Source organism: Tistrella arctica (genome assembly GCF_039630945.1).
GTDB classification, from domain to species: domain Bacteria; phylum Pseudomonadota; class Alphaproteobacteria; order Tistrellales; family Tistrellaceae; genus Tistrella; species Tistrella bauzanensis.
The window spans coordinates 361,337-388,124 of sequence record NZ_JBBKTV010000006.1; the positions used below are offsets into that span (position 1 = coordinate 361,337).

Annotated in this window: 22 protein-coding genes; 19 read left to right on the top strand and 3 right to left on the bottom strand. The window is 67.5% G+C overall.

What is annotated here, in order from left to right:
• Positions 1–279: 279 nt before the first annotated feature.
• Both gltB and WG924_RS15710 read right to left on the bottom strand, forming a co-directional pair.
• A complete protein-coding gene (gene gltB / locus WG924_RS15705) occupies positions 280–4,830 on the bottom strand; it encodes a glutamate synthase large subunit (RefSeq protein WP_345934014.1) in 4,551 nt (1,516 codons plus the stop codon).
• A 23-nt stretch (positions 4,831–4,853) separates the two neighbouring features.
• Positions 4,854–6,299: an NAD(P)-dependent oxidoreductase gene (locus tag WG924_RS15710; protein WP_345934015.1), complete on the bottom strand. Its 1,446-nt coding sequence runs from the start codon at positions 6,297–6,299 to the stop codon at positions 4,854–4,856.
• Between the two features lie 834 nt (positions 6,300–7,133).
• Between WG924_RS15710 and WG924_RS15715 the strand changes: the two genes are divergently transcribed.
• Complete coding sequence (locus tag WG924_RS15715) at positions 7,134–7,949, top strand: undecaprenyl-diphosphate phosphatase (protein ID WP_345934016.1); 816 nt, start codon at positions 7,134–7,136, stop codon at positions 7,947–7,949.
• Between the two features lie 132 nt (positions 7,950–8,081).
• On the opposite strand, the gene WG924_RS15720 is transcribed toward WG924_RS15715, so the two are convergent.
• Entirely contained in the window at positions 8,082–9,044 is a 963-nt protein-coding gene (locus WG924_RS15720) for a complex I NDUFA9 subunit family protein (RefSeq protein WP_345934017.1), read from the bottom strand.
• Between the two features lie 329 nt (positions 9,045–9,373).
• On the opposite strand from WG924_RS15720, the gene WG924_RS15725 reads away from it, so the two are divergent.
• The 18 genes from WG924_RS15725 to WG924_RS15810 all read left to right on the top strand — a co-directional run bounded on the left by WG924_RS15725 (position 9,374) and on the right by WG924_RS15810 (position 26,764).
• Positions 9,374–9,985: a ribonuclease D gene (locus tag WG924_RS15725; RefSeq protein ID WP_345934018.1), complete on the top strand. Its 612-nt coding sequence runs from the start codon at positions 9,374–9,376 to the stop codon at positions 9,983–9,985.
• A 181-nt stretch (positions 9,986–10,166) separates the two neighbouring features.
• A complete protein-coding gene (locus WG924_RS15730) occupies positions 10,167–11,189 on the top strand; it encodes a KpsF/GutQ family sugar-phosphate isomerase (RefSeq protein ID WP_372044860.1) in 1,023 nt (340 codons plus the stop codon).
• A 3-nt stretch (positions 11,190–11,192) separates the two neighbouring features.
• On the top strand, positions 11,193–11,882 hold the full coding sequence (gene lptC / locus WG924_RS15735) for an LPS export ABC transporter periplasmic protein LptC (RefSeq protein ID WP_345934019.1): 690 nt from the start codon (positions 11,193–11,195) through the stop codon (positions 11,880–11,882).
• A gap of 14 nt (positions 11,883–11,896) precedes the next feature.
• Positions 11,897–12,559 (top strand): LptA/OstA family protein, encoded by a 663-nt coding sequence (locus tag WG924_RS15740; RefSeq protein WP_345934021.1) that lies wholly within the window; start codon positions 11,897–11,899, stop codon positions 12,557–12,559.
• A 110-nt stretch (positions 12,560–12,669) separates the two neighbouring features.
• Positions 12,670–13,428: an LPS export ABC transporter ATP-binding protein gene (lptB, locus tag WG924_RS15745; protein ID WP_345934142.1), complete on the top strand. Its 759-nt coding sequence runs from the start codon at positions 12,670–12,672 to the stop codon at positions 13,426–13,428.
• A 13-nt stretch (positions 13,429–13,441) separates the two neighbouring features.
• Positions 13,442–15,091, top strand: a complete 1,650-nt coding sequence (gene rpoN, locus WG924_RS15750) for an RNA polymerase factor sigma-54 (protein WP_345934023.1) — start codon at positions 13,442–13,444, stop codon at positions 15,089–15,091.
• Positions 15,092–15,254: 163 nt separating this feature from the next.
• Positions 15,255–15,854, top strand: coding sequence for a ribosome hibernation-promoting factor, HPF/YfiA family (hpf, locus tag WG924_RS15755; RefSeq protein WP_345934024.1), 600 nt, complete (start codon positions 15,255–15,257; stop codon positions 15,852–15,854).
• 170 nt (positions 15,855–16,024) lie between these two features.
• Entirely contained in the window at positions 16,025–16,489 is a 465-nt protein-coding gene (gene ptsN / locus WG924_RS15760) for a PTS IIA-like nitrogen regulatory protein PtsN (RefSeq protein ID WP_188576518.1), read from the top strand.
• A 73-nt stretch (positions 16,490–16,562) separates the two neighbouring features.
• Positions 16,563–17,069, top strand: a complete 507-nt coding sequence (locus tag WG924_RS15765; protein WP_345934025.1) for an HPr kinase/phosphorylase — start codon at positions 16,563–16,565, stop codon at positions 17,067–17,069.
• Complete coding sequence (rapZ, locus tag WG924_RS15770; RefSeq protein ID WP_188576522.1) at positions 17,066–18,022, top strand: RNase adapter RapZ; 957 nt, start codon at positions 17,066–17,068, stop codon at positions 18,020–18,022. Before WG924_RS15765 ends, rapZ begins: the two co-directional genes overlap by 4 nt.
• Before the next feature lie 85 nt (positions 18,023–18,107).
• Positions 18,108–18,515: a PTS sugar transporter subunit IIA gene (locus WG924_RS15775; RefSeq protein WP_188576524.1), complete on the top strand. Its 408-nt coding sequence runs from the start codon at positions 18,108–18,110 to the stop codon at positions 18,513–18,515.
• A 3-nt stretch (positions 18,516–18,518) separates the two neighbouring features.
• Positions 18,519–18,854 (top strand): HPr family phosphocarrier protein, encoded by a 336-nt coding sequence (locus WG924_RS15780; RefSeq protein ID WP_345934026.1) that lies wholly within the window; start codon positions 18,519–18,521, stop codon positions 18,852–18,854.
• Positions 18,855–19,112: 258 nt separating this feature from the next.
• Positions 19,113–20,408 carry an adenosylhomocysteinase gene (gene ahcY, locus WG924_RS15785; RefSeq protein WP_345934027.1) on the top strand — a complete coding sequence of 432 codons (1,296 nt, stop codon included), beginning with the start codon at positions 19,113–19,115 and terminating at the stop codon, positions 20,406–20,408.
• 241 nt (positions 20,409–20,649) lie between these two features.
• Positions 20,650–22,770 carry a sensor histidine kinase gene (locus WG924_RS15790; RefSeq protein WP_345934028.1) on the top strand — a complete coding sequence of 707 codons (2,121 nt, stop codon included), beginning with the start codon at positions 20,650–20,652 and terminating at the stop codon, positions 22,768–22,770.
• 39 nt (positions 22,771–22,809) lie between these two features.
• The gene (dapF, locus tag WG924_RS15795) at positions 22,810–23,682 is read left to right on the top strand and encodes a diaminopimelate epimerase (RefSeq protein ID WP_345934029.1); all 873 of its coding nucleotides are present in this window, start codon (positions 22,810–22,812) and stop codon (positions 23,680–23,682) included.
• A gap of 66 nt (positions 23,683–23,748) precedes the next feature.
• On the top strand, positions 23,749–25,209 hold the full coding sequence (gene mtaB, locus WG924_RS15800; RefSeq protein ID WP_345934030.1) for a tRNA (N(6)-L-threonylcarbamoyladenosine(37)-C(2))-methylthiotransferase MtaB: 1,461 nt from the start codon (positions 23,749–23,751) through the stop codon (positions 25,207–25,209).
• A complete protein-coding gene (gene ftsY / locus WG924_RS15805; RefSeq protein WP_345934031.1) occupies positions 25,206–26,159 on the top strand; it encodes a signal recognition particle-docking protein FtsY in 954 nt (317 codons plus the stop codon). Before mtaB ends, ftsY begins: the two co-directional genes overlap by 4 nt.
• Positions 26,156–26,764: a septation protein A gene (locus WG924_RS15810; protein ID WP_345934032.1), complete on the top strand. Its 609-nt coding sequence runs from the start codon at positions 26,156–26,158 to the stop codon at positions 26,762–26,764. Before ftsY ends, WG924_RS15810 begins: the two co-directional genes overlap by 4 nt.
• Positions 26,765–26,788: the final 24 nt, after the last annotated feature.

Here is a 26,788-nt window from a genome sequence, read left to right on the forward strand (position 1 = left end):
TTTCTACGCGAACATCAACTTATTGGAACATTTTCCCGGTGTAAATCCGCAAGCGGAAGATTCCGTCACCTAATCAGCCCAAAAATGGGTTTATTCTCACCATAAGAAACGAATACATCACATATGGAACAGGCGCCCGTCTGCCATACCGGCATCAGCCGATGCGTCCACACAAAAACGGCGGGCATCGTTGCCGATGCCCGCCGCTTCCCGGTCCGTCGTCCGGCCTCGTCCTCAAGGCCACACGCGTCAGATCACGCGCCCTTGACGGGCACCCGCTCAGGCGGTCACCGCCTCCACCTCTTCCGGGTTCAGCGGGTGTTCCAGGCGCGAGACCATCTCCTTCGGCACCACCTGCCAGAGCCGGTCCAGCGTGCGGTCCCAATCGTCCAGCAGGTTCTGGGCGAAAGCCGACTTGGTTTCCTCGACATGGCGTTCGATCAGCCGGCGCAGCACCGTTTCCCAGTGGGGCGTGGCGATGCGCTGCCAGACCAGGGTTTCCGGGTTCACCCGGCGCTCGAAAGAGCCGTCGCGATCCAGGATGAAGGCCATGCCGCCGGTCATGCCGGCACCGAAATTGTGGCCCACAGCCCCCAGGACGACCACAGTACCGCCTGTCATGTACTCGCAGCCATTGGCACCGCAGCCCTCGACCACCGCCTCGGCGCCCGAATTGCGCACGCAGAAGCGTTCACCGGCCTGGCCGCCCGCGAACAGCTCGCCCGAGGTCGCCCCATACAGCACGGTGTTGCCGATGATGACGTTCTCGTTGCTTTTGCGGTTGGTCACGAAGGGCGGACGCACCACGATGGTGCCACCCGACAGGCCCTTGCCGACATAGTCGTTCGAATCGCCGATCACCTCCAGCTTCAGGCCCTGTACCGCGAAGGCGCCGAGCGACTGGCCGGCGGAGCCGCGCAGCCGCACGGTGATATGGCCGGGCTGCAACCCGTCCATGCCGAAGCGGCGCACGATCTTCGAGGTCAACCGCGTGCCGACCGAACGGTGGGTGTTGCGGACGTTATAGGTGAGCTGCATCTTCTCACCCTCGTTCAATGCCGGGGCGGCATCGACGATCATCTGCGCGTCCAGCGTGTCGGGCACCGGGTTGCGGCCGGGCAGCGAGAAATAGCGCGGCAGCTCGCCCGGATCGGCCTGGGCCAGAATCGGGTTCAGGTCCAGATCGTCCAGATGAGCACTGCCACGACTGACCTGCGACAGCAGATCCGAACGGCCGATGATGTCGTTCAGCGACCGCGCGCCCAGTTGCGCCAGAATCTCGCGCACCTCCTCGGCGATGAAGGTGAACAGGTTCACGACTTTCTCAGGCGTGCCGTCGAACTTGGCGCGCAGCGCCGGATCCTGCGTGCACACGCCCACCGGGCAGGTGTTGCTGTGGCACTGGCGGACCATGATGCAGCCCATCGCCACCAGCGAGGTGGTGCCGATGCCGAATTCCTCGGCGCCCAGCATGGCCGCGATCACCACATCCCGGCCGGTCTTGATGCCGCCATCGGTGCGCAGCCGCACCCGGTGGCGCAGACGGTTCAGCGTCAGCACCTGGTTGGCTTCCGACAGGCCCATTTCCCAGGGCACGCCGGCATATTTGATCGAGGTCTGCGGCGAGGCGCCGGTGCCGCCATTATGGCCCGAGATCACGATCACATCGGCATTGGCCTTGGCGACGCCGGCGGCGATGGTGCCGATACCCGACCGGGCCACCAGCTTCACCGACACCTCGGCATCCGGATTGATCTGCTTCAGGTCATAGATGAGCTGGGCCAGATCCTCGATCGAATAGATGTCGTGATGCGGCGGCGGCGAGATCAGCATCACGCCGGGCGTGGAATGCCGGAGCTTGGCAATCTCGACCGTCACCTTGAAGCCGGGCAACTGCCCACCTTCGCCGGGCTTGGCGCCCTGCGCCACCTTGATCTGGATTTCGCGGCAGTTGTTCAGGTATTCGGCGGTCACACCGAACCGGCCGGAGGCCACCTGCTTGGTGCCGGAATTGGCGTTGTCGCCATTCGGACGCGGCTGGAAACGGTCGCGGCTCTCACCGCCCTCGCCCGAGTTGGAATGGGCGCCGATCCGGTTCATGGCGATGGTCAGCGTCTCATGCGCCTCGGGGCTCAGCGCGCCCAGCGACATGGCCGGGGTCTCGAAGCGCTTGCGGATCGAGGTGATGCTCTCGACATCGTCCAGCGGCACCGGCTTGCGGTTGGTCTTGAAGTCCAGCAGGTCGCGCAGATGGATCGGCGCCAGCGCGTGCACGCCGTCGCTGTACTTCTTGTAGAGGGTATAGCTGTCGCTCGCGACCGCCGTCTGCAGCATGTGGATCAGCCGGCCGTCATGACCATGAGCCTCGCCCTTGGCGCGATAGCGATAGAAGCCGCCGATCGGCAGGATCGACGTGCTGCCGGTGAAGCCGCGGCCATGCTGGCGCAGGGTTTTGCGCTCGATGCCGGCAAGCCCGATCCCAGAGACGCGCGACGACATGCCGGGGAAGAATTCAGCCACCAGCGACCGCGACAGCCCCACCGCCTCGAAGTTATAGGCGCCGCGATAGCTGCTGATCACCGAGATGCCCATCTTCGACAGCACCTTCAGCAGGCCCAGATCGGCGGCATGCTTGAAGTTCTCCAGCGCCTGATCCAGCGACATGTCGCCGAACAGGCCCCGGCGATGGCGGTCATAGATCGCCTCTTCCGCCAGATAGGCATTGACCGTGGTGGCGCCGACACCGATCAGCACCGCCATGTAATGCACATCAAGGCATTCGGCCGAGCGGATGTTCACCGCACAGAAGGTGCGCAGCTTCTGGCGGACCAGATGGGTGTGCACGCCGCCGGCGGCCAGGATCATCGGCACCGCGACATTGGCGTCGTCCATGCGCTCGTCGGTCAGGATCACGTGCTCGGCGCCACCGCGCACGGCATCCTCCGCCTCACGGCGGATCCGCTCCAACGCCTTCTTCAGCACGCCCTCGCCGCCCTCGGCGGACATGGTGCAGTCGATCTCGACCGCGCGATCCTTCATATAGCGGCGCATCGCCGCATAGGCGCGGTTGGTCACCACCGGGCTGTCGAGCAGCAAGATCTTCATCTGGCTTTCGTCATGGGCGAAGACGTTGCTCAGATTGCCCAGGCGCGTGTCCAGCGTCATGACCATCTCCTCGCGGAGCGGGTCGATCGGCGGGTTGGTGACCTGGCTGAATTCCTGCCGGAAGAAATTGTGCAGGCCACGGTAGTGGCTCGACAGCACCGCGATCGGCGCGTCGTCGCCCATGGAGCCCACGGCCTCCTTGCCCTCTTCCACCATCGGATGAAGGATCAGTTCCAGATCCTCGATGGTCAGCCCCACCGCCAACTGACGGCGGCGCAGCTCATCGGCCGTGAACCGCGGCTGCGGCACCGGCACCTGATCGATCAGGCTGTTGAGCCGGGTGGTCTTGCCCACCCAGGACGCATAATCATGCTCGCCCGCCAGCTTGTCCTTCAGCGCGCGGTCGTGATACAGCCGCCCCTCCTGAAGATCCACGCCCAGGATCTCGCCGGGGCCGACGCGGCCCTTCTGCACGATCTCCTGATCGGTGATCGGCACCATGCCGGCTTCCGAGCCCACCACCAGCAGCCCGTCGCCGGTGATCGCATAGCGCATCGGGCGCAGGCCGTTGCGGTCCATGCCGGCCGCGACCCAGCGGCCGTCATAGACCGCCAGCGCCGCCGGGCCGTCCCAGGGCTCCATCACCGTGTTCAGATAGGCATAGAGCGAGCGGTGCGCTTCCGGCACATCCGGCACCTTCGACCATGCCGGCGGCACCAGCATCAGCTTCACCAGCGGCGCCGAGCGACCGGCGCGGCACAGCGCCTCGAACACCGCGTCCAGCGCGGCCGAGTCGGAGCTGCCCTGCGGGATCAGCGGCTTGATGTCCTCGCCCGCGGCACCGAAGGTCTCCGAGACCATCAGCGTCTCGTGGCTCTTCATCCAGTTGCTGTTGCCGCGCACCGTGTTGATCTCGCCGTTATGAGCGAGCATCCGGAAGGGCTGGGCCAGCGACCAGGTCGGGAAGGTGTTGGTGGAATAGCGCTGGTGATAGACGACGAAATTCGACACGAACCGCTCGTCGAGCAGATCGGGATAGAACACCGTCAACTGTTCGCCCAGGAACATGCCCTTGTAGATGATCGAGCGGCTGGACAGCGAGCACATATAGAAGTCGGCGACACTGGCCTCGCGCGCCTTCTTCTCGACCCGCCGCCGGATGACATAGAGGTCGCGCTCGAAGGCGTCGACGTCATTGCCCTTGTCGTTGGCGATCATGATCTGCTCGATCTCGGGCCGCGTCGCCGCTGCCTTCTCGCCGATCGCGCGGGTGTTCACCGGCACCTGGCGCCAGCCATAGATCGTGTAGCCGAGCTCCAGGATCTCGCTTTCCACGATCGTCCGGCACAGTTCCTGGGCGGCGAAGTCGTTGCGCGGCAGGAACACCTGGCCCACGGCCAGCTCGCTGCCCTCGCGCATCTTGTGCCCGGTGCGCTCGATATGCTCGCGGAAGAAATCCTTGGGGATCTGCAGATGGATGCCGGCGCCGTCGCCGGTCTTGCCGTCGGCGTCCACCGCGCCGCGATGCATCAGGTTCGACAGCGCGGTGATGCCGGCCTCGACCACGCGCCGCTGCGGCGTGCCGTCGATCGACGCGACCAGCCCCACACCGCAGGCATCGTGCTCGTCGGCGGGGTTATAGGCATGGGCCGCTTCCAGCATCGCCTTGTTGCGGCGATAATCGGCAACGAAGGCCTCGGCGGAGGAACGGTTGATCTCGGACATGTCTCGGACTCCCGTCAAGGCGCTCAACTGGCCGCTGCCGACTGCTCGGCCGCGGTGATGCGGTTGCGGATATAGCGGTCGACCTGCTCGGCGGCATCGCGGCCGTCGCGGATCGCCCAGACCACCAGAGAGGCGCCGCGCACGATGTCGCCGGCGGCGAACACACCCTCGATATTGGTCATGAAGCTGCGGATGTCGGTCTTCAGCGTGCCCCAACGGGTGGTGGCAAGCTCGGGCGTGTTGAACAGCACCGGCAGATCCTCGGGGTCGAAGCCCAGCGCCTTGATCACCAGATCGGCCTTCAGCGTGAACTGGCTGCCCTCGACCACCACCGGCGACTGCCGGCCCGACGGGTCGGGCGCGCCCAGGCGCATGCGCACGGCGCGCACCGCCTCGACCCGCTCGTTGCCAAGGAAGGCCTCGGGGTTCGACAGCCATTCGAAGGTGACGCCCTCTTCGGTCGCGTTCGCCACCTCGCGCTGCGAACCGGGCATGTTCTGCCGGTTGCGGCGATAGAGGCAGGTCACCGAGGCGGCACCCTGGCGGATCGAGGTGCGCACGCAATCCATGGCGGTGTCGCCGCCACCCACCACCACCACGTGCTTGTCCTTCGCGGTCAGCGCCTGACGGTCGGCCGCGGGCAGATCGTCACCCAGATGGATGCGGTCGGACGCGGTCAGGAAATCCAGCGCCTTGACCACGCCGTCCAGCCCCACGCCCGGCACCTTGATCTCGCGCGACTGATAGACGCCGGTCGCGATCAGCACCGCGTCATGGCGCTGGCGCAGCTCGGCGATGGTCACGTCGCGGCCGATATCCACGCCCATATGGAACTGGATGCCGCCCTCTTCGAACAGTTTCCAGCGCCGCGTCACCACCGATTTGTCGAGCTTGAAATTCGGGATGCCATAGATCATCAGTCCGCCGGCGCGGTCATAGCGGTCGTAGACATGGATCTCATAGCCACGGCTGCGCAGCGCCTCGGCGGCGGCAAGCCCGGCCGGACCGGCACCGATGATGCCCACCGACAGGCCAAGCTCGCGCGCCGGCGCCGGCGCCTTGACCCAGCCGTTCTCGAACGCGGTTTCGGTGATGTACTTCTCGACCGAGCCGATAGTGACCGAGTTGAAGCCCTTCTCGATGACGCAATTGCCTTCGCACAGCCGGTCCTGCGGGCAGATGCGGCCGCAGATCTCAGGGAAGGTGTTGGTCGCCGACGAGATGGCATAGGCTTCCTCAAGCCGGCCCTCGGCGGTCAGCTTCAGCCAGTCGGGGATGTTGTTCTGCAGCGGGCAGTGGATCTGGCAGAACGGAATGCCGCACTGCGAGCACCGCGACGCCTGCGTCGCCGCCTGTTCCGGCACGAAACCCTTGTAGATCTCGTCGAAATCACGCGCGCGGGTTTGTGCGGTCCGCTTCTCGGGCATTTTCTGCTCGATACGGGTGAACTGCATCAGCTTGCGCGCCATGGTCCTCGTCCTTCGACCGTGGGCCGGGCCATCGGGCCCGGCAGGGGTTCGGGTGTCCGCACTGATCCGCCCGGATGGCGCGGGTGTGCGGCTCGTGAAGCAAGTCCATTGGGGTGCGGGCACGCCCTTTCAGGACCATGCCATGCACCCGGTGGGTGGTTCTGCAGCCTGTCGTTCAGAAGTCGTCCGCGCTGTCGACACATCCGAAGCAGGCGATCCGCCGCCACGGTGGCCTTGACCCACAGAGGACGTGGCGCCGGTGACGGAAACGATGCCGGTGGCGGGCGTCCCGGTGCCGACCCTGACAGCGGCGTCGTCCGGTCGACCGGCTGAACGGAGAACCATGCTCCGGCAGCGGGGTCGGTCTTGGCCGCGGCGTCAGGGTCCGCCCCGGGGGCGGACGGAAGACGCCGGGCGCGCTGGCGGGGCGGACCGAACATGGCGATGCCCCGACCCCGCGCACACAGAGGCCTTCGTAGGTCATATACGCCATCCGAAACCGGCTGGCGAGCAAAAACCGACCAATAGGACCGATACGAGACTATTTTTATGATGCCGCCGACCAATTGCGAGCGATTCGCAGGTGGCCAGCGGCCGGATAACGGAATAATGGTCGCATTTCCTGACCTATATGCCGTCAAGCCTTTGCGATTGCGGAATTCTAACCGCGCAGCCCCCGTCAGGCTGTTGCAGCGCGGCATCTGGCCGCAGCCATCTCTGCCATGGTATATGAGGCGCGGCCGCCGCCATGTCGACGACGACCCGGCCATTATATACCGGCTCTTTCCGTTCCAGAGGCCGGCTCTTTCCGCTCCAGAGGACCGAGGCTCGCCCGTGACCCTTCTTCACATCATCGTTCTGGCGGTCGTCCAGGGCATCACAGAATTCCTGCCGATCTCGTCATCGGCGCATCTGATCCTGGTGCCGCTGGTGCTGGACGTGCCCGATCAGGGGCTGGCGGCCGATATCGCGGTCCATATCGGCACGCTGGTCGCGGTGATGATCTATTTCCGCGCCGACGTCATCCTGATGCTGGGCGGGCTGGCCCGGCTGGTCCGCGGCGACCTTGCCGATCCCGGCGCGCGGATGACGCTGAACGTGATCATCGCCACGATCCCGATCGTGATCGTCGCCCCCTTCCTGAAGGATTGGGTGGAACATGGCGGCCGGTCGCTGATGGTGCTGGGCCTGTCGTCGATCATCTGGGGTGTGGCGCTCTATGTCGTCGACCAGCGCTGCCCGCAGGCCCGCGCCATGGGCACCGACGGCCGAGGCCTCGGTTTCCGCGACGCGCTGATCTTCGGTCTGGCGCAGATCGTCGCCATCATCCCCGGCACCAGCCGTTCAGGCATCACCATGACCGCCGGCCGCCTGCTCGGCTTCGACCGCGAGGCCTCGGCCCGGTTCTCGATGCTGATCTCGATCCCGACCATCCTGGCCGCCGGCCTGCTGCTGGGCCTGGAAATCGCCGAGGCCAAGGTGCCGGTGCTCACCGCCGATACCGGTCTTGCAGCCCTGCTGGCCTGCGTCACCGCGCTCGTTGCCATCGCCGCCCTGATGGGCTGGCTGAAACGGGCCAGCTTCACCATCTTCGTGGTCTATCGCGTTCTCCTCGGCCTGATCCTGGTCGGGGTGTCGCTGGCGGCCTGACCCGACCAAAGCCGGCCGGCGCGCGCGTCCTCACGAAAATTCCCATAAAAAAACCGGCCGGTCCCATGCGGGGCCGGCCGGTTCTGCGTGCTGGACATGTCTGGCCGCCGGCTCACACCGGCTGCCGCGGTCTCAGCTTTCGGCGGCACCGTCGCGCGGGCGGTGGATCCAGGCGCGATAGCGGATAAGATATTCGGGCACGACCGCCTCGATCGGGGTCGGGCGGAGGCCCAGAGCGGCGAAGCCCTCGGCGCCCTCGGCCACCACATTGTCCTGCTTCAGCATCTTCAACTGGTCGGTGGTCAGCGGCGCGATGCCGGCCGGCAGCAGGTCGCCGAATTTCGCCACCAGCCCGGCCAGCGGCCAGGGCATCGGGATCAGCCCCCGATGCTTGCGGATCACGGTCAGGATGTATTCCAGGATCTGGCCGAAGGTATAGACCCGGGGGCCGCCCAGTTCGAAGGTCCGCCCGGCCAGGGCCGGCTCTTCCACACCGCGGCCTGCCACCTCGGCCACATCCACCACCCAGACCGGCTGAAAGCGGCTGGTGCCGCCGCCGATCAGCGGCAGCGCCGGCGAGATCCGGGTCATGCCGGCGAAGCGGTTGAAGAAATCATCCTCGGGGCCGAAAATGATGCTGGGCCGCAGGATCACGGCCTTGGGGAAAGCCGCCCGCACCGCCGCCTCGCCCGCGGCCTTGCTGCGGCCATAGGCAGACGGGCTGTCGGGGTCGGCACCGATCGCCGAGACATGAACCAGCGAGGTCAGCCCCAGATCGGCGGCGGCCCGCGCGATATTGCCGGCACCGTCGGCATGCACCCGGTCGAAACGGGCACCGCCGCCTTCCGCCAGAATGCCGACCAGGTTGACCGCGTCGGTCGCATCGGCCAGCGCCGCGCGCACCTGCGCCGGATCGGTGACGTCGCAGGTGACGATGGCGATCTGGCCGATATCGCCGGCCGGCTTCAGGAACAGGGCGCGATCGGCATCCCGCACCGCAACGCGCAGCCGCACGCCGGTCTGCGCCAGCCGGCGGACCACATAGCGGCCAAGAAAGCCCGAGCCGCCGAATACCGTGACGAGACGATCTTTCATGGGCTCTCAACCCCTCTCCCTGTCTGGTCCGGCGGCGTCGAGGGGCGCCGGCGATCCGTGGGCCTCCGTGTCCCATGGCCGGACACGTCAATGCAGGCTTACACATAATCCGCGGGCGCCGATGACGCAACGCCGCAACCGCGCAGCCGCCGGGAAACCGGCCGCCCCATGCCGGCCGGTGACAAAAACGCAGCAGGGCGGTCAGATGGCCTGCGGGCTTGGCGCATGGGGGGCGCATGCGCTAAAACCCTGCGACACCACGCGGCACGGCCACCCGATGCGACAGCCATCTGCCCCGTGCGACAGCCATCTGAAGGAGCGACGGCCGGATGACCATCCATCTGCACGAGGGCGATCTGCCCGAGGGGTTCGGGCTGCCGGCATCGGTTGCCATCGATACCGAGACCATGGGCCTGAAGCCGCGTCGCGACCGGCTGTGTCTGGTACAGTTATCGGTGGGCGACGGCGATGCTCATCTGGTGCGCGTCGCCCGCGGCCAGACCACGGCGCCGCGGCTGGCCGCCCTGCTGTCGTCGCCAGACGTGCTGAAGATCTTCCATTTCGCGCGCTTCGATCTGGCGGTGCTGCATGAACGGCTCGGCATCGACTGCCGCCCGGTCTATTGCACCAAGATCGCCTCGAAGCTGATCCGCACCTATACCGACCGCCATGGTCTGCGCGACCTGCTGCGCGAGACCATCGGTGCCGAGATTTCCAAGCAGCAGCAGTCGTCCGACTGGGGCGCCGACACGCTGACCCCGGAACAGCAGACCTATGCCGCCGGCGACGTGCTGCACCTGCATGCGGCGAAGCGGGTGCTGGACGACATGCTCGCGCGCGAGGGACGCACCGGGCTGGCCCAGGCCTGCTTCGATTTCCTGCCGGCCCGCGCGCGCCTGGACCTGATGGGCTGGGACGAGCCCGACATCTTCTCGCACTGACCCGGCCCCGCTCTGCCGGCCCCCTCCCAGGCGCCCCCTCCCGGGCCGCCCCATTTCCGAGCCGCCCCATTTCCGAGCCGGGCGCGCGGCAGGGGGCGGGCTGGTATGGCCGGGCCGGCGGCGCCATATTGGTTGTCGAAACGACGTGCCCCGCCCGTCGCCACATCCGGAAGCCGCTTCCATGACCGACGCCGAGCCCATGCCCGATACCGAGCCGATGCCCGATACCGAGCCCATGGCCGATGCGACCCGCCGGGCGATCGCCGCCGGTGAGCAGACCCTGGCGCTGGAAGCGGCCGGGCTTGAGGCGTTGCGCGCGGGGCTGGGCGTGGAATTCGGCCGCGCGGTCGACCGGCTCCACGCCACCACCGGCCGGGTGATCGTCACCGGCATGGGCAAGAGCGGCCATGTCGGGGCCAAGATCGCCGCCACCCTCGCCTCCACCGGCACACCGGCGCAGTTCGTGCACCCGGCCGAGGCCAGCCATGGCGACCTGGGCATGATCACCCGCAGCGATGCGGTTCTGGCGCTGTCGAATTCCGGGGCGACGCCCGAATTGTCCGACATCCTGGCCCATACCCGGCGCTTCGCGATCCCGCTGGTCGGCATCACCGCCCGCGCCGGCAGCCCGCTTGCCGAAGCGGCCGATGTGGCACTGATCCTGCCGGCGGTGCCCGAGGCCTGCCCGCTCAGGCTGGCACCCACCACCTCGACGACCATGACGCTGGCGCTGGGCGATGCGCTGGCGATGGCGCTGCTCGACCGGCGCGGCTTCACCGCCGAGGATTTCCGGGTGTTTCATCCGGGCGGCAAGCTGGGCGCGCGGCTGATCAAGGTCGCCGACATCATGCACGGGCCAGAGGCGCTGCCGCTGATCACCCCCGACCGGCCGATGTCTGAGGCCCTGATCGAGATCAGCGCCCGAAGCTTCGGCTGCGTCGGCGTGATCGATGGCCAGGGGCGGCTTGCCGGCATCGTCACCGACGGCGATCTGCGCCGCCATATGGGCCCCGACCTGACCGCGCGGCCGGTGGGCGAGGTGATGACCGCCGACCCGAAAACCATCCGGGTGCGGGCGCTGGCCGCCGAAGCGCTGGCGATCATGAACGATTTCAAGATCACCGCCCTGTTCGCGGTCGATGACGAGGGCCGCCCGGCCGGCATCCTGCATGTCCACGACTGCCTGCGCGCCGGGGTGGCCTGAGCCATGGCCGGTGACGATCTCCGCCAGACCCCGCCCGCGCCCGATCCGGCACAGCCACGCAAGACCATGACGCCACCGGCGGCACCCGCGGGCCCGCGCCGGCGCAGCCGCTACAGCCGGTTCGTGCGCCTGTCGCGCATCCTGCTGCCGGCGCTGGGCGCGGGTTTGATCGTGCTCGTGCTCGTGTGGTCGCAATTGACGGGCGTCGGCGGCGACAGCCATATAGGATATTCTGGAATCATCCGCGACGATGTCGACGCCCTGCGGATGGTCTCGCCCCGGTTCACCGGCGTCGATGGCGAGGGCAAGCCGTTCCGGGTCGAGGCCGACGAGGCGACACAGCCGGCGGTCGACAGCCCGGAGGTGACGCTGAAGGTCATCCGTGCCGATATGACCGCCTCCGACGGCACCTGGCTCGCGATCCGGGCGAAAAGCGGCACGTTCAACCGCGACGACGAGCGGCTGGAACTGGAAGGCCAGGTCGAGGTGATCGCCGAGACCGGCTATGCGATGCAGACGGAACATGTGGCCGCCGACCTCGACAGTGGCACGATCCGTGGCGACCATGCGGTGGTGGCCCACGGTCCCGTGGGCACGATCGACGCCGCCGGCTTCACCGTCCGGCGGGAACATGAGACCATCACCTTCGACGGCCCCGTGCGGGTCACGGGCTACCCAGGCGTGGACAGATGACCTTGAGAGCGAGCATGACGTTGAGCCATCCGGCCGAAACCGGCCCGGCGCCCCACCGCGCCGGCAGGCGGCCTCTGCCCCTGATCATGGCGGCGCTGGCCGCCATGATCGCGCTCACGGCCGGCACCATCCTGGCCCCCGGTATCGCCCGGGCACAGAGCGCGCTGCGCACCAGCAGCATCGACACCACCCAGCCGATCGAGATCACCGCCCAGCAGTCGCTGGAATGGTCGGATGTCGACCGGGTCGCCACCTTCCGCGGCGACGTGAAGGCGGTCCAGGGCACCATGACGCTCTATGCCGACGTGCTGAAGGTCCATGTGTCCGGCGAGACCAATCAGGCGCCGCCCGCCGACACTGCAGGCACCGGCGGGTCGGATGCCCCCGCCTCGCCCGGCGGTGGCGGTCTGGCCGATGCCGCGGGCGAGATCTCGAAGATCGAGGCCGAGGGCAACGTCCAGATCATCACCCCGAACGAAAGCGCCCGGGGCGGCGTGGGCATCTATGACGTCTCACGTGGTGTGGTCACCCTCACCGGCGCGGTCAAGCTGACCCAGGGCCGCAGCCAGCTTGAAGGCGAACGGCTGGTGCTGGACCTGAACAAAGGCAACAGCACGCTGGAAAGTGGCCGCAAGGGCCCGGTCCGCGGCCTGTTCGTGCCCGAGAAGAGGAACTGAAGCCAACCGGACCGGAACGACGCCCACAACGGCGGCGCATCCGTTGCCGCCATTGCCATCCACGGATCGAGAGCCGCGACATCGTGACCGCCTCCAGCCAGACCGCGACCATGCCCGTCACACCGATCAACCCGGCCGCCCCCGTGCCGCCGGGGCTGGTCGCGCAGTCGCTGGGCAAGCATTACAAGAAGCGTCCGGTTCTGCGCGACGTGTCGCTCAACGTGGCGCGCGGCGAGGCGGTGGGGCTGCTTGGCCCCAACGGCGCCGGCAAGACCACCTGCTTCTACATCATCACCGGGCTGATTTCGGCCGATTACGGCCGCATCCTGCTCGATGGCGACGACATGACCGCCCTGCCGATGTATCGCCGCGCGCGGCTCGGCATCGGCTATCTGCCACAGGAGGCCTCGATCTTCCGGGGACTGACGGTGGAAGACAACATCCGGGCGACCCTCGAAGTCGCCGAGCCGGTGCGCGACAAGCGCGAGACCATGCTCGACGAGCTTCTGGCCGAGTTCTCGATCAGCCATCTGAGGCGCACGCCGGCCATCGCGCTGTCGGGCGGTGAACGGCGGCGGGTGGAGATTGCCCGGGCGCTCGCCACCAACCCCGGCTTCATCCTGCTCGACGAGCCGCTGGCCGGTATCGATCCGATCGCGGTCGCCGACATCCGCGAACTGGTGTCGCATCTGAAACATCGCGGCATCGGCGTGCTGATCACCGACCACAATGTCCGCGAAACCCTCGACATCATCGATCGTGCCTACATCCTGCACGACGGAACGGTGCTGATGGAGGGGTCGCCCGAGGACATCGTCGCCAATGACGACGTGCGTCGGGTCTATCTCGGCGACCGTTTCAGCCTCTAGGGATCACACGTGCATGGCGCTCAGCCAGAGACTGGACATAAAGCTCTCTCAGGCGCTGGTGATGACACCCCAGTTGCAGCAGGCCATCAAGCTGTTGCAGTTGAATAATATTGAACTGACTGCTTTCGTTGACGACGAATTGCTCCAGAACCCGCTGCTGGTGCGCGCCGACGATCGCGACGAGCCCGCCGCCATCACGGTGGGGGGCGATCCCGGGGGCGAGCGCTTCGGCGGCGACGGCCCCGCCGGCGAGGGGGCCGGCGGTGATGGCGCGGGTGGCGACGGGACACCCGGCGGCGGCGATGATTTCGACACCGTCTTCAATGCCGAGGACCGCACCGATATCAGCGATCTGGTGGCAAGCGGGATGATGCCCGACGCCGATCATGCACCGCTCGACACCGACCTGTCCGGCATGTTCGAAAGCGACGGCCCGCCGCCGGGGCAGGAAACCGCCGCCCAGCGCGAGATGGACATGGATCCCGGGCTGGGCTTCGATGCCGGCGGCCCGGCCGGTCGCGGCGGCGACATGAATTTCGATGGCGACGACGAGGGCTTCGAGGCCCGCACCAGCCAGTCGATCACCCTGTCGCGCCATCTGGAAGACCAGGTCGCGGTCGAGATCCCGCACGGCATCGACCGGGCGATCGCCACCGTGCTGATCGGCCTGCTGGACGAAAACGGCTATCTGACCGCGAGCCCCGCCGAGGCCGCCCAGATGATGGGCGTCGAGCCCGAACGGGTGGAGGCGGTGCTTGTCCGGCTGAAGGGGCTGGACCCGACCGGCGTGTTCGCCCGCGATCTGGCCGAATGCCTGGCGCTGCAGCTTGCCGAGCGCGACCGCCTGGACCCGGCGATGCAGGCCCTGCTCGCGCATCTGGACCTGCTGGCTCAGGGCGACCGCGCGCGGCTCCGGCGGGTGACCGGGGTCGATGACGACGACCTCGACGACATGGTCCGCGAGATCCGGGCCCTGGACCCGCGCCCGGGGCTCTGCTACGGCGCCGAGCCGATGCAGACCGTGGTGCCCGATATCCTGCTGAAACCGCGCCCGGATGGCGGCTGGCAGATCGAGCTGAACCCCGAAACCCTGCCGCGGGTGCTGATCGATCATGCCTATGCGACCGTCATCTCGTCGCAGGTGAAGTCGAAGGTGGAGCGCGATTACGTTTCGGAGCGGATGCAGACCGCGAGCTGGCTGGTCAAGGCGCTGGACCAGCGGGCGCGCACCATCCTGAAGGTGGCGGGCGAACTGGTCCGCCAGCAGGACGGGTTCTTCGCCCATGGCATCCGCCATCTCCGGCCGCTGACCCTGCGTGACATCGCCGACGCGATCGGCATGCACGAGAGCACCGTCAGCCGGGTGACCGCGAACAAATACATGACCACCCCACGCGGGCTGTTCGAGCTGAAATTCTTCTTCACCGCCGCCATCGCCACCGCCGACGGCCAGGGATCGGTGTCGGCCGAGGCGGTGCGTCACCGGATCAAGGAAATGATCGACAGCGAAAGCGGCACGGCGATCCTGTCCGACGACAAGCTCGTTGAGCTTCTGTCGGCGGATGGCATCGACATCGCGCGCAGAACTGTCGCAAAGTATCGGGAGGGGATGGGGATCGGATCGTCGGTCCAGCGGCGTCGCGCCAAGATGGCCAAGCGCTGAGCCGATCGCAACCGCGCCCCCATGGAAGGGGCCGCGTCCGGAGGGGAGACCGGCCGCGGACCTCCGTCAACGATCCGCGCCGGATCGGCCACAACGGTCGGCGGCCTGCCATCCGTCATGGCCCCCTGTGACCGGCACGCGGACAAGCGACAGGCGAGGGACCATGCAGCTTACCGTTTCAGGCAAGCAGATCGACGTCGGCGATGCCTTGCGCAGCCACGTCGCCGAAGAACTGGATCGCGGTGTCAGCAAGTATTTCGACGACGCCATCGATGCCCAGGTCGCCTTCGGTCGCGATGCGCACCTGTTCCGTTGCGATATTTCCGTTCATGCCCGGCGTGGCGTGATGATGAAGGCATCGGGTCAGTCCGACGAGATCTATGTCGCCTTCGATCAGGCGCTGAATCGCGCAGAAAAGCAGCTTCGACGCTATAAGCGCCGGCTCAGGGATCATCACCGCAACGACGGCCGGACCGAGGCTGCACAGAATTCATTTGCATCCATCCCGGCCCGCGCCTACGTTCTGGCCGCCGAGGAGGACGAGCCGGTCGAGCGTGAGGACGCGACCACCGGCCACCCGGTGGTCATCGCCGAAACCGACACCGCGATCCTGTCGCTGACGGTGGGCGAGGCGGTGATGCACATGGACCTCGCCGATCAGAGCGCGCTGCTGTTCCGGAACAAGGCACATGGCGGCCTCAATCTTGTATATCGGCGCGACGACGGGAATATCGGCTGGGTGGATCCGCGCATTCCGGATTGACCGTCCCGGCCACCGCTTCGGGGCAGGTTGCCCCGGAGCGCGGCAACCGGGGGGCAGGGACCAGACATGGGACCGTTCCCCGGCGCCAATCACTTCGGAGCCCAGGCACTGTTGAGCCCCGGCGCATCTTCAGACCAGGGCCACGGGCTTTCCGACAAGAGGTTGTTGTCATGGAGATCGCGGATCTGCTGCGCGCCGAAGGGGTTTTCGCATCCCTGAAGTCCAGCAGCAAGAAGCAGGTTCTTCAGGATCTGTCGCAGCGTGCGGCGGAACTTACCGGCATCGACGAGCGGACCATCTTTGAAACCCTGCTCGAACGCGAGCGGCTGGGAACCACGGGTGTCGGCAACGGCGTCGCGATTCCCCATGGCCGGCTTGCCGGGCTGGAACGGGTTCAGGGGTTGTTCGCCCGGCTGGAACGGCCGATCGATTTCGATGCCGTCGACGACCAGCCGGTCGACCTGATCTTTCTGTTGCTGGCCCCGGAATCGGCCGGGGCCGATCATCTGAAAGCGCTGGCGCGGGTATCGCGGCTGCTGCGCGACGAACGGGTCTGCGACAAGCTGCGCGGCTCCGACACCGCCGATGCCCTCTATGCACTGCTGATCGACGACGCCTCCAGCAAGGCCGCCTGATCCCGGCGCCCGGCATCCCGGCGCCCGGCGGATCGCCCCCGCAACGGCCCATCCATATCGGACAGCGCCGCCCATGTTGACCGGAACCGGGCAGCCTTCAGCCATCCCGCCAGAGCCACCCGTTCCCAGCATCCATGCCACCTGCGTGCGGATCGCCGGCGCCGGTGTGCTGCTGATCGGCGACAGTGGTGTCGGTAAATCCGATCTGGCCCTGCGGCTGATCGATGCCGGCGCCGAACTCGTCGCCGACGACCGCGTGATCATCCGCCCGCCCGCGACGGATGCGGCGGATGAGGCACGCTGGCCGGTCGCGCGCGCGCCACGTGCGCTTTTCGGGTTGATCGAGGTCCGGGGCGTCGGCATCCTCAGGGTCGGTGCTGCCGATCAGGCATCGGTGCGGCTGGTGGCGCTACTGCGGCGGCCCGGCCACCCGATCGAGCGCCTGCCCGGCCGGCGCCATCTGGATCTGGCCGGCATCGCGGTGCCGGTGATCGACCTGGTGGCGGTGGAGGCATCGGCCCCCGCCCGGTTGCGCGCGGCACTCTCAGCCGAGATCGACCCCGCGCGGAGGCATGCATGACCATCGACAGCCGTCCGGATCCTGCCGCCTCATCCGCCTTTGCGGCGGCCTCCACGGCCCGGCTGCTGATCATCACCGGGCTGTCGGGCGCCGGGCGCACCTCGCTGCTGAAATCGGTCGAGGATCTGGGCTACGAGACCATCGACAACATGCCGGTGCGGCTGGTGGCGCCGGCGGTGGAGGCGATGGCCCCGGGCGATGCGCTGGCCATCGGCATCGATGTCCGCACCCGCGGCTTCGATGTGGCGGCGGTCGAACAGTCGCTGGCGCAGATCGCCCGTGTGCCGGGCCTCGTCACCACCATGGTCTATCTGGACTGCGACGACGAGGTGCTCTATCGCCGCTATACCGAAACCCGCCGCCGTCATCCGCTGTCGGCGGCCGATGACCGGCCGGTCGAGGATGGCATCCGCGACGAACGCGCGCTGATCCAGCCCTTGCGCGATCGCGCCGATGTCGTGCTCGACACCAGCGAATTCAGCCTCACCGACCTCCGGCGCCGGGCGGCGGAACTGTTCGCCTTCGGCGGCTCGCCCGGTCTGCAGCTTGCCGTCACCTCGTTCGGCTTCCGTCGCGGCCTGCCCCGCGATGCCGATCTGGTGCTCGACGTGCGGTTTCTGTCCAATCCGCATTACGATCCGTTGCTCCGCCCGCTCACCGGCCTCGATGCCGCCGTCGGTGCCCATGTGGCGGCCGATCCGCTGTTCGGGGCGTTTTTTGATCGCAGCCTCGATCTGATCCGCCTGCTGCTGCCGGCCTATGCCCGCGAGGGTAAATCCTATCTCACCATCGCCATCGGTTGCACCGGCGGCCAGCATAGATCAGTGTTCGTGACCGAACGTCTCGCAGAGCAATTGAGGCGGGACGGGTGGCGGGTTACAGTACGCCATCGCGACCTGCCGGAACCCGGCGGATTGCGGCCGGTGCCGCCTGGGACGCAGCATCGATCCTGAAACGAGGGGCCGTGGCCCGGGGCCGTCTGGCGCCGGGGGGATCCCCGCCACAGCACCCTCCGCAACCAAGGTGACGACAGAACCGATGATCGGTCTGGTACTGGTGACGCATGGCCGGCTTGCGGATGAGTTCGTGGCCGCCACTGAACATGTTGTCGGCCATCAGAAAGCCATGCGTGCCATCTGCATCGGCCCCGATGACGACATGGAGAAGCGCCGCCAGGACATCATCGATGCCGTGGCGGCAGTGGATGGCGGTGACGGGGTGATCGTGCTGACCGACATGTTCGGTGGCACGCCATCGAACCTCGCGATCTCGATCCTGGACCGGGCGCATGTCGAGGTGATCGCGGGTGTGAACCTGCCGATGCTGATCAAGCTCGCCAGCGTCCGCGAGACCGAGCCGCTGGCCAAGGCCGTGGTCAGCGCCCAGGATGCCGGGCGCAAATACATCAATGTCGCGAGCACCCTGCTCGCCGGCGATGGTCGCTGAGCCATGCCGGTGGGGATCGGGGGACAGGGGACCGATGGGTCCGGCGCGCCGGCGGAAAGCACCGGTGCGCCGCTGACCCGCACGGTTGAAATCGTCAACCGCCGTGGGCTGCACGCCCGCGCCGCGGCCAAATTCGTCAAGACGGCCGACAGCTTTACCTCCGACATCCAGGTCACCCGCTGCGGCCAGACCGTGTCGGGCCGGTCGATCATGGGCCTGATGATGCTGGCCGCCAGCCCCGGCTGCACCATCGACATCGCGATCAGCGGCCCGGATGCCGCCCGCGCCATGGACACCCTGGTCGCCCTGGTCGCCGCACGGTTCGAGGAAGACGAATAGCCTTATCCCGCAGGGAGCGGCATCAGCACCCGCCGCATGCAACCGCACGTCTCGCATATTACCATATAAAGATAGCTTTATATTCCCTTGCCGCCAGGCGGTGGTCGGGGCTATAACGGATGCACCTGATGGTCGTGCGGGAGGCTCCGTGCGTCCGGATTTCGGTTTGCCAGCAGCCGCATCTGGCCCGACATCGCCCGAATGACCCGGCACCGCCCGAATGACCCCTGCACCGCCCGCATTTATGGAGCGCCCTCGATGACCACGTTCGCCGACTACAAGGTCAAGGACATCAGCCTCGCCGAGTGGGGCCGCAAGGAAATCTCGCTGGCTGAAACCGAGATGCCGGGCCTGATGGCGCTGCGCGACGAATATGGCGCGGCCCAGCCGCTGGCCGGCGCCCGCATCGCCGGCTGCCTGCACATGACCATCCAGACCGCCGTGCTGATCGAGACCCTGATCGCGCTGGGCGCCGAGGTCCGCTGGTCGTCGTGCAACATTTTCTCGACCCAGGATCAGGCCGCGGCCGCCATCGCCGCGGCCAGCATTCCGGTCTTCGCCTGGAAGGGCGAGACGGAAGAGGAATATGAGTGGTGCGTCGAGCAGACCATTCAGGGGCCCGACGGCTGGTCGCCCAACATGATCCTGGACGATGGCGGCGACCTGACCCTGATCATGCACAACAAGTATCCCGATCTGATCAAGGACGTCCGTGGCATCTCGGAAGAGACCACCACCGGCGTGCTGCGTCTCTATGAGATGGCCAAGGCCGGCAAGCTGGCCTGCCCGGCGATCAACGTGAATGACAGCGTCACCAAGTCGAAATTCGACAACCTTTATGGCTGCCGCGAAAGCCTGATCGACGGCATCAAGCGCGCCACCGACGTGATGCTGGCCGGCAAGGTCGCGGTCGTGGCCGGCTATGGCGATGTCGGCAAGGGCTCGGCCGAGGCGCTGAGCGGCCAGGGCGCCCGGGTGCTGATCACCGAGATCGATCCGATCTGCGCGCTTCAGGCCGCCATGGACGGCTATCAGGTCACCACCATGGAAGAGGCCGCCCCTCAGGGCGATATCTTCGTCACCGCCACCGGCAATCTCGACATCATCACCCTCGATCACATGCGTGACATGAAGGATCGGGCGATTGTCTGCAATATCGGTCATTTCGACAGCGAGATTCAGGTCTCGGCGCTGCGGAATTACGAGTGGAACGAGATCAAGCCGCAGGTCGACGAGATCAGCTTCCCCGACGGCAAGCGCCTGATCCTGCTGGCCAAGGGCCGGCTGGTGAACCTGGGTTGCGCCACCGGCCATCCCAGCTTCGTGATGAGCGCGTCCTTCACCAACCAGGTGCTGGCCCAGATCGAGCTGTGGACCAACGCCGCCGCCTATGACAAGAAGGTCTACACCCTGCCCAAGCATCTCGACGAGAAGGTCGCGGCGCTGCATCTGGAAAAGCTGGGCGTGAAGCTGACCAAGCTGTCGGCCGAACAGGCCGCCTATATCGGCATTCCCGCCGAGGGCCCGTTCAAGCCGGAATATTATCGCTACTGACCGCCGCAGCCCGGGTCGGGCACCCGTCACTCCAGCCAGTTCGCCGCCGCGGGGATCGCCCCCGCGGCGGCGATCTGCGTTCAGGTTCCCGATCTGCCATGGCCATCGTGGCCGTGATTGCGGCCGTGCGCGCGCATGGCCTACACTCTGGCCCATGGATCTGATCGTCATAGCACCGCTCGTCGTCCTCTGTGCCGGTCTCGTCATGATCGTGTTCAGAACCCGGGCCCGCTTCCGCCAGATGTCTGACCGGGCCCACCGCGCCGAGGCAGAACTCGCCGCGGAGCGCCGCCTGCATTCAATCACCCGGCTTGAATTCCACGCCGCGTCGACCCGCGCGGACCTGCTGACCCATGTGTTCGATGCGCTGCCGCTGCCGGTCTGGTGGCGCGGGGTCGGCAACGAGATCGCCGGCCATAATGCCGCGTTCAACAGCCTGGGGCCGATGGACGATGATGGCGGCGGGCCCGAGCTTGCCACCCGCGCCCTGATCGGCCAGGCCCGCGCCCTGGCGCGCAACGCCCGCGATCGCGGCAAGCCGCTGCGCGAACGCCGTGCCCTGGTCACCCATGGCAACCGCCGGGTGTTCGAGGTGATCGAACTGCCGCCCGCGGGCGAGCGTCCGGCCGTGGGTCTCGCCCTCGACACCACCGCCCTCGCCGAAGCCGAAGCCGAGCTCGAACGCGCCGAGGCCGGCTATATCGAGGCGTTCGAAAGCGTCACCAGTGGGATCGCCGTCTATGGCGCCGACACCCGGCTGAATTTCTGGAACGGCGCCTTTGCCCGGCTGTGGCAGATGGATGCCGCCTTCCTTGACCAGCGCCCGCGTGAGGCCGAGGTGCTGGAGCGGCTGCGGGAAGCCCGACGCCTGCCGGAAGTGGTCAATTTCCCTGCCTGGAAACGCGAGCGTCTGGCCTTCTATACCAGCCTGTTCGCGCCGATGGAGGAACTGGTCCATCTGCCCGACGGCCGCACCCTGCATGTGATCATCGCCCCCCATCGCCAGGGCGGTCTGGTGCATATCTACGAGGATGTCAGCGACCGGCTGGCGCTGGAGCGGTCGTACAACACCCTGATCGCGGTCCAGCGCGCCACCATCGACAGTCTGGCCGAAGGCCTGGCGGTGATCGGTGCCGATGGCCGGCTGGGTCTGGTCAACCCCACCTTCAGCCGGCTGCTGGATCTTGACCCCGGGCGCGGGCTGGATCCCGGGCGTGGCCTTGATCCCGGGCGTGGCCATGATCCCGGGCGTGGCCATGATCCCGGGCGTGGATTGGCCGAGGCGCCGCTGGAACGGGTGGCCCAGGCGGCGCGGCCGCTGATGGCGCGCGCGGAAGATGTGAGCCTGCTGCGCGGCGTGGTCACCGACGCCCTGGCTGAACGCAAGCGTGGCGAGGTCATGCTGGAACTCAAGGGCGACCGCTTCTTCCTGGTCGCCGGCACGCCGCTGCCCGATGGCGCGGCGCTGATTTCAATCGACGATGTCACCGATACCATCCGGGTGGAACGGGCCTTGCGGGATCGCGCCACCGCCCTGGCGGAAGCCGACCGGCTGAAATCGGAATTCGTGGCCCATGTCTCGTATGAGTTGCGCACACCATTGAATTCGGTGATCGGCTTCGCCCAGCTTCTGGCCAGCGAGATGGCCGGCACCCTGAACCTGCGCCAGCGCGGCTATGCCGAAGACATCGTTCATGCCTCGGAACACCTGCTGGTGCTGATCAACGACATGATCGATCTGGCCTCGATCGATGCCGGCGACGTCACCCTCACCCGCCGCCCGGTCGATGTCTGCCAGTTGCTGCGATCGGTGGCCGATCTGGCCCGCCAGCGCGCCCGCGCCGCCTCGGTCACCATCGACCTCGATTGTCCGGCGCAGACCGGTGTCATCATGGCCGACGGGCTCCGGCTGCGTCAGGCGCTGTACAATCTGCTGGGCAACGCCCTGCGTTTCACGCCATCCGACAGCCATGTGCGGATACAGGCCCGGCTCGTCGCCCCCGGCACCGAACCGGCGCCCGGTTCCGTTGCTGAGGCCGTTGCCGACACCGATGCACCCGTGATGGTTGCCATCACCATCGCCGATGAAGGCCCGGGCATCCCTGAGAACGAACGCGAGCAGGTGTTCGAGCGCTTCTGGCGCCGGCGGCGGGGCGAGCGCAAGGCCGGCGTCGGGCTGGGCCTGCCGCTGGCGCGCAGCCTGATCGAGCTTCACGGCGGCCATATCCTGATCGGCGATGCCGCGGGTGGCGGCGCCGAAGTCACCTGCCTGCTGCCGGCCGAGGAGCCGGTGGAGCCGCAAGCCGGGGCCGTTCCCGATGAAATCACCGGTCAAGCGGCTGAAATCCATGGCCCGAATTGATTGGACGCGCTTTCGGGGCGGTCCTATAAGATCGCAGTCATGAACAGGATCCCGTTCCTCAAGATGCACGGGCTCGGCAACGACTTCGTGGTCATCGACCGGCGGAGCGGCCCCGCCCGCGGCCTAGTGCTCGACGCCCGCCAGATCCGCCGGATCAGCGACCGGCGGCTGGGGGTCGGCTGCGACCAGTTCATCCTGATCGATCCGGCCGAGGGTGACCCGCTCGCCGCGGGTGGCGCCGATGCGGTGATGCGCATCCACAATGCCGATGGCGGCGAGGTCGAGGCCTGCGGCAATGCCACGCGCTGCGTGGGCTTTCTGCTGATGGCCGAAACCGGACTTGCCCGCGCCACCATCGCCACCGCCGCCGGCCATCTTCTGGCCAGTGCCGACAGCGAAGGCACGGCGGCAGGGCTGATCACGGTCGATATGGGGCCGGCGCGGCTCGACTGGCAGCAGATCCCGTTATCCGGGCCGGCCGATACCCTGCATCTTGACGGCGTGTCGGAAGGTCCGCTGACCGATCCGGTGGCGGTGAATGTCGGCAATCCGCATGTGGTGTTCTTCGTCGACGATGCCGAAGCCGTCGATCTTGAACGGCTGGGCCCGCCATTGGAACATCACCCGGCTTTCCCCCGGCGCACCAATGTCGAGGTGGCGCACCTGATCGGCCCCGACCGTATCCGCATGCGGGTGTGGGAACGCGGCGTCGGCATCACCGCCGCCTGCGGTACCGGTGCCTGTGCCGCGGCCATCGCCGCCATCCGCCGCGGCCTCACCGGCCGCACGGTTCAGGTGGTGCTGGATGGGGGCCCGCTTTCCATCACCTGGACCGATGACAATCGCGTCTTGATGTCGGGGCCGGTCGCGACCAGCTTCGAGGGGACACTCGACCCGTCGCTGCTCGCCTGATCTCCCGCGGATGTCCGATCCCCCGCGCACCTTCCGCCCCCCACACGCTTCCGATCGCTTGCCGTCATGACCGACCAGACCGACGATCCGCTGCGGATCATCACCTTCGGCTGCCGCCTCAACGCTTATGAAAGCGAGGTGATGCGCGGTCATGCCCGGATATCGGCAGAGGATGGCAGTGCCGCCGCCGGTGACGACGCGGCCGATGGCCGGCGGACGATCGTGTTCAACACCTGTGCGGTCACCGCCGAGGCCGAGCGTCAGGCCCGACAGGCGATCCGCCGCGCGCGCCGCGACGATCCGGATGCCCGGATCATCGTCACCGGCTGCGCCGCCCAGATCGCCCCCGACGCCTGGGCCGGCATGCCCGAGGTCGATGCCGTGCTCGGCAACGACGACAAGCTGAAGCCCGAGCGCTTCAATCAGGCCCTGACGGCGGCCGGCGCGGCACCTGTGCCCACAGCCGCCGCCATCCCCGGCGCCACGGCCACGCCGGTGCCGGCCTTCATCGGCCGCACCGAACCGGCCCGGATCTTCGTCGACGACATCATGGCCGTGCGCGACACCGCCGGCCATCTGGTCGAGGGGCTGGACGGCCGCGCGCGGGCCTTCGTGCAGGTCCAGAACGGCTGCGATCATCGCTGCACCTTCTGCATCATCCCCTATGGCCGCGGCAACAGCCGTTCGGTGGCCGTGGGCGAGGTGGTGGCGCAGGTGCGCGAGCTGGTGGCGCGCGGTTATGCCGAAATCGTGCTGACCGGGGTCGACATCACCTCCTATGGCGCCGATCTGCCCGGGCGGCCCAGCCTGGGCAATCTGGTGCGCCGGGTGTTGCGGCTGGTGCCCGATCTGGCGCGGCTCAGGCTGTCGTCGATCGATTCAGCCGAGATCGACCCGGAATTGATGCAGGCGCTGGCCGAAGAGCCCCGGCTGATGCCGCATCTGCATCTGTCGCTGCAGGCCGGCGACGACATGATCCTGAAGCGGATGAAGCGCCGCCACAGCCGTGCCCAGGCGGTCGCCTTCGCCGACGCGGTCCGCCGCATCCGCCCCGATGCCGTGTTCGGCGCCGACCTGATCGCCGGCTTCCCCACCGAAACCGACGCCATGTTCGAGAACAGCCTGACGCTGATCGACGATATGGGGCTGGTGCATCTGCACGTCTTCCCCTATTCCGCCCGCAACGGCACCCCGGCCGCGCGCATGCCGCAGGTGCCGGTGGCCATCCGGCGCGATCGCGCCCGCCTGCTGCGTGAAGCCGGCGCCAGGGGCCTTGCCCGCTGGCTGGACGGCCAGATCGGCCACGACCTGCCGGTGCTGATCGAAACCCCGGCGACCGCCCGCAGCGAGGGCTTCGCCCTGGTGCGGCTGAACCGGCCGGTCGACCCGGCATTGGCCGGCAGCATCACCACCATCCGCGTCACCGGCGCCGATACCGAAACCCTGGCCGGTGACATCCTTGGCGCCGGCCACCCCGACCACCACCATGCCACGGACCGGCACATCCCAGGGAGGGCAACCGCTTGAGCGAGGAGCAGACGGGCAAGGGCGGCTGGCTTTCGCGCCTGAAGGCGGGCTTGCGCAAGACCAGCAGCCGGATCGGCGACGGTCTGGCCGGGATCTTCACCAAGCGCAAGCTCGACGCCGAGACCCTGGAAGAGCTGGAAGAGCTGTTGATCCAGGCCGATCTGGGCCCCGTCACCGCCGCCAAGGTCACGGCGGCGATGGGCAAGGGCCGCTATGGTCAGGATCTGGGGCTCGACGAGATCAAGGGGCTGCTCGCCGACGAGATCACCAAGATTCTGGAACCGGTGGCCGTCCCGCTCGCCTTCAGCCGTGCCGAAAGCGGACCGCGGGTGGTGGTGATGGTTGGCGTCAACGGCACCGGCAAGACCACCACGCTGGGCAAGATGGCCGCCGCCGCGGTCGCCGACCGGCGCCGCGTGCTGCTGGCCGCCGGCGACACCTTCCGTGCCGCTGCGGTCGAACAGCTTGAAATCTGGGGTCAGCGCGCCGGCGTGCCGGTGTTCAAACGTGAGACCGGCGCCGATGCGGCCGGGCTTGCCTATGATGCCGTGGAGCGTGCCCGGCGCGAGGGTGCCGACATCGTGTTCATCGACACCGCCGGCCGGCTGCACAACAAGGCCGGGCTGATGGCCGAGTTGCAGAAGATCATCCGGGTGATCGGCAAGGTCGACGCCAGTGCGCCGCACGATATCGTGCTGGCGCTGGATGCCACCACCGGCCAGAACGCGATCAATCAGGTCGAGACCTTCAAGTCGATGGTGCCGCTGTCGGGGCTGGTGCTGACCAAGCTGGACGGCACCGCCAAGGGTGGCGTTCTGGTGGCGCTGGCCGATCGGTTCGGCCTGCCGGTGCATGCCGTGGGCGTGGGTGAGGGGATCGACGATCTGAAGCCGTTCGAGGCCCGCGCCTTCGCCCGCGCCCTGGTCGGACTGGAAGGACCGGAGCGATGACCGAGCCCAAGACAACGCAGCAGCAGGCCCCGGTCGGCGCCGGCGCCGGGCTGACCCGGCTGGCGCTGGAAGCCGGGCCGCTGGTGGTGTTTTTCGTGCTCAATGCCCGCTTCGGGTTGATGTATGGCACCGCCGGCTGGATGGCCGCCACCGCCATCGCGCTGACCGTGTCGTGGCTGCGTGAGCGGCGGGTGCCGATCCTGCCGCTGGTCTCGGGCGTGTTCGTGCTGGGCTTCGGCGGCCTGGCGCTGGCCTTCGACGACGAGTTGTTCATCAAGATCAAGCCGACCGTGGTCAACACCCTGTTCGGCGTGATCCTGCTGGCCGGGCTCGCCTTCGGCCGGCCGCTGCTGAAGCCGCTGGTCGGCTGGGCTTTCCTGCTCGACCATGCCGGCTGGCTGAAGATCACCCGCAATTGGGGGCTGTTCTTCCTGCTGCTGGCGATCATCAACGAAGTCGTGTGGCGGAACTACTCCACCGATTTCTGGGTCGGGTTCAAGCTGTTCGGCATCATGCCGCTGACGCTGGTGTTCAGCATGTCGCAGGTGCCGCTGATCCAGCGGCACAGTGTGGCCGCCGGCGATATCGCCGACGGCCAGGATTGAGCGCCGCGCCCGCTGTCGGGGCGC

Bases quoted from the DNA above. Each gene is read 5' to 3' on its own strand.
- gltB (WP_345934014.1), bottom strand. From the start codon at position 4,830: ATGTCCGAGATCAACCGTTCCTCCGCCGAGGCCTTCGTTGCCGATTAT.
- WG924_RS15710 (WP_345934015.1), bottom strand. From the start codon at position 6,299: ATGGCGCGCAAGCTGATGCAGTTCACCCGTATCGAGCAGAAAATGCCC.
- WG924_RS15720 (WP_345934017.1), bottom strand. From the start codon at position 9,044: ATGAAAGATCGTCTCGTCACGGTATTCGGCGGCTCGGGCTTTCTTGGC.
- WG924_RS15725 (WP_345934018.1), top strand. From the start codon at position 9,374: ATGACCATCCATCTGCACGAGGGCGATCTGCCCGAGGGGTTCGGGCTG.
- WG924_RS15730 (WP_372044860.1), top strand. From the start codon at position 10,167: ATGACCGACGCCGAGCCCATGCCCGATACCGAGCCGATGCCCGATACC.
- lptC (WP_345934019.1), top strand. From the start codon at position 11,193: ATGGCCGGTGACGATCTCCGCCAGACCCCGCCCGCGCCCGATCCGGCA.
- WG924_RS15740 (WP_345934021.1), top strand. From the start codon at position 11,897: ATGACGTTGAGCCATCCGGCCGAAACCGGCCCGGCGCCCCACCGCGCC.
- lptB (WP_345934142.1), top strand. From the start codon at position 12,670: ATGCCCGTCACACCGATCAACCCGGCCGCCCCCGTGCCGCCGGGGCTG.
- rpoN (WP_345934023.1), top strand. From the start codon at position 13,442: ATGGCGCTCAGCCAGAGACTGGACATAAAGCTCTCTCAGGCGCTGGTG.
- hpf (WP_345934024.1), top strand. From the start codon at position 15,255: ATGCAGCTTACCGTTTCAGGCAAGCAGATCGACGTCGGCGATGCCTTG.
- ptsN (WP_188576518.1), top strand. From the start codon at position 16,025: ATGGAGATCGCGGATCTGCTGCGCGCCGAAGGGGTTTTCGCATCCCTG.
- WG924_RS15765 (WP_345934025.1), top strand. From the start codon at position 16,563: ATGTTGACCGGAACCGGGCAGCCTTCAGCCATCCCGCCAGAGCCACCC.
- rapZ (WP_188576522.1), top strand. From the start codon at position 17,066: ATGACCATCGACAGCCGTCCGGATCCTGCCGCCTCATCCGCCTTTGCG.
- WG924_RS15775 (WP_188576524.1), top strand. From the start codon at position 18,108: ATGATCGGTCTGGTACTGGTGACGCATGGCCGGCTTGCGGATGAGTTC.
- WG924_RS15780 (WP_345934026.1), top strand. From the start codon at position 18,519: ATGCCGGTGGGGATCGGGGGACAGGGGACCGATGGGTCCGGCGCGCCG.
- ahcY (WP_345934027.1), top strand. From the start codon at position 19,113: ATGACCACGTTCGCCGACTACAAGGTCAAGGACATCAGCCTCGCCGAG.
- WG924_RS15790 (WP_345934028.1), top strand. From the start codon at position 20,650: ATGTCTGACCGGGCCCACCGCGCCGAGGCAGAACTCGCCGCGGAGCGC.
- dapF (WP_345934029.1), top strand. From the start codon at position 22,810: ATGAACAGGATCCCGTTCCTCAAGATGCACGGGCTCGGCAACGACTTC.
- mtaB (WP_345934030.1), top strand. From the start codon at position 23,749: ATGACCGACCAGACCGACGATCCGCTGCGGATCATCACCTTCGGCTGC.
- WG924_RS15810 (WP_345934032.1), top strand. From the start codon at position 26,156: ATGACCGAGCCCAAGACAACGCAGCAGCAGGCCCCGGTCGGCGCCGGC.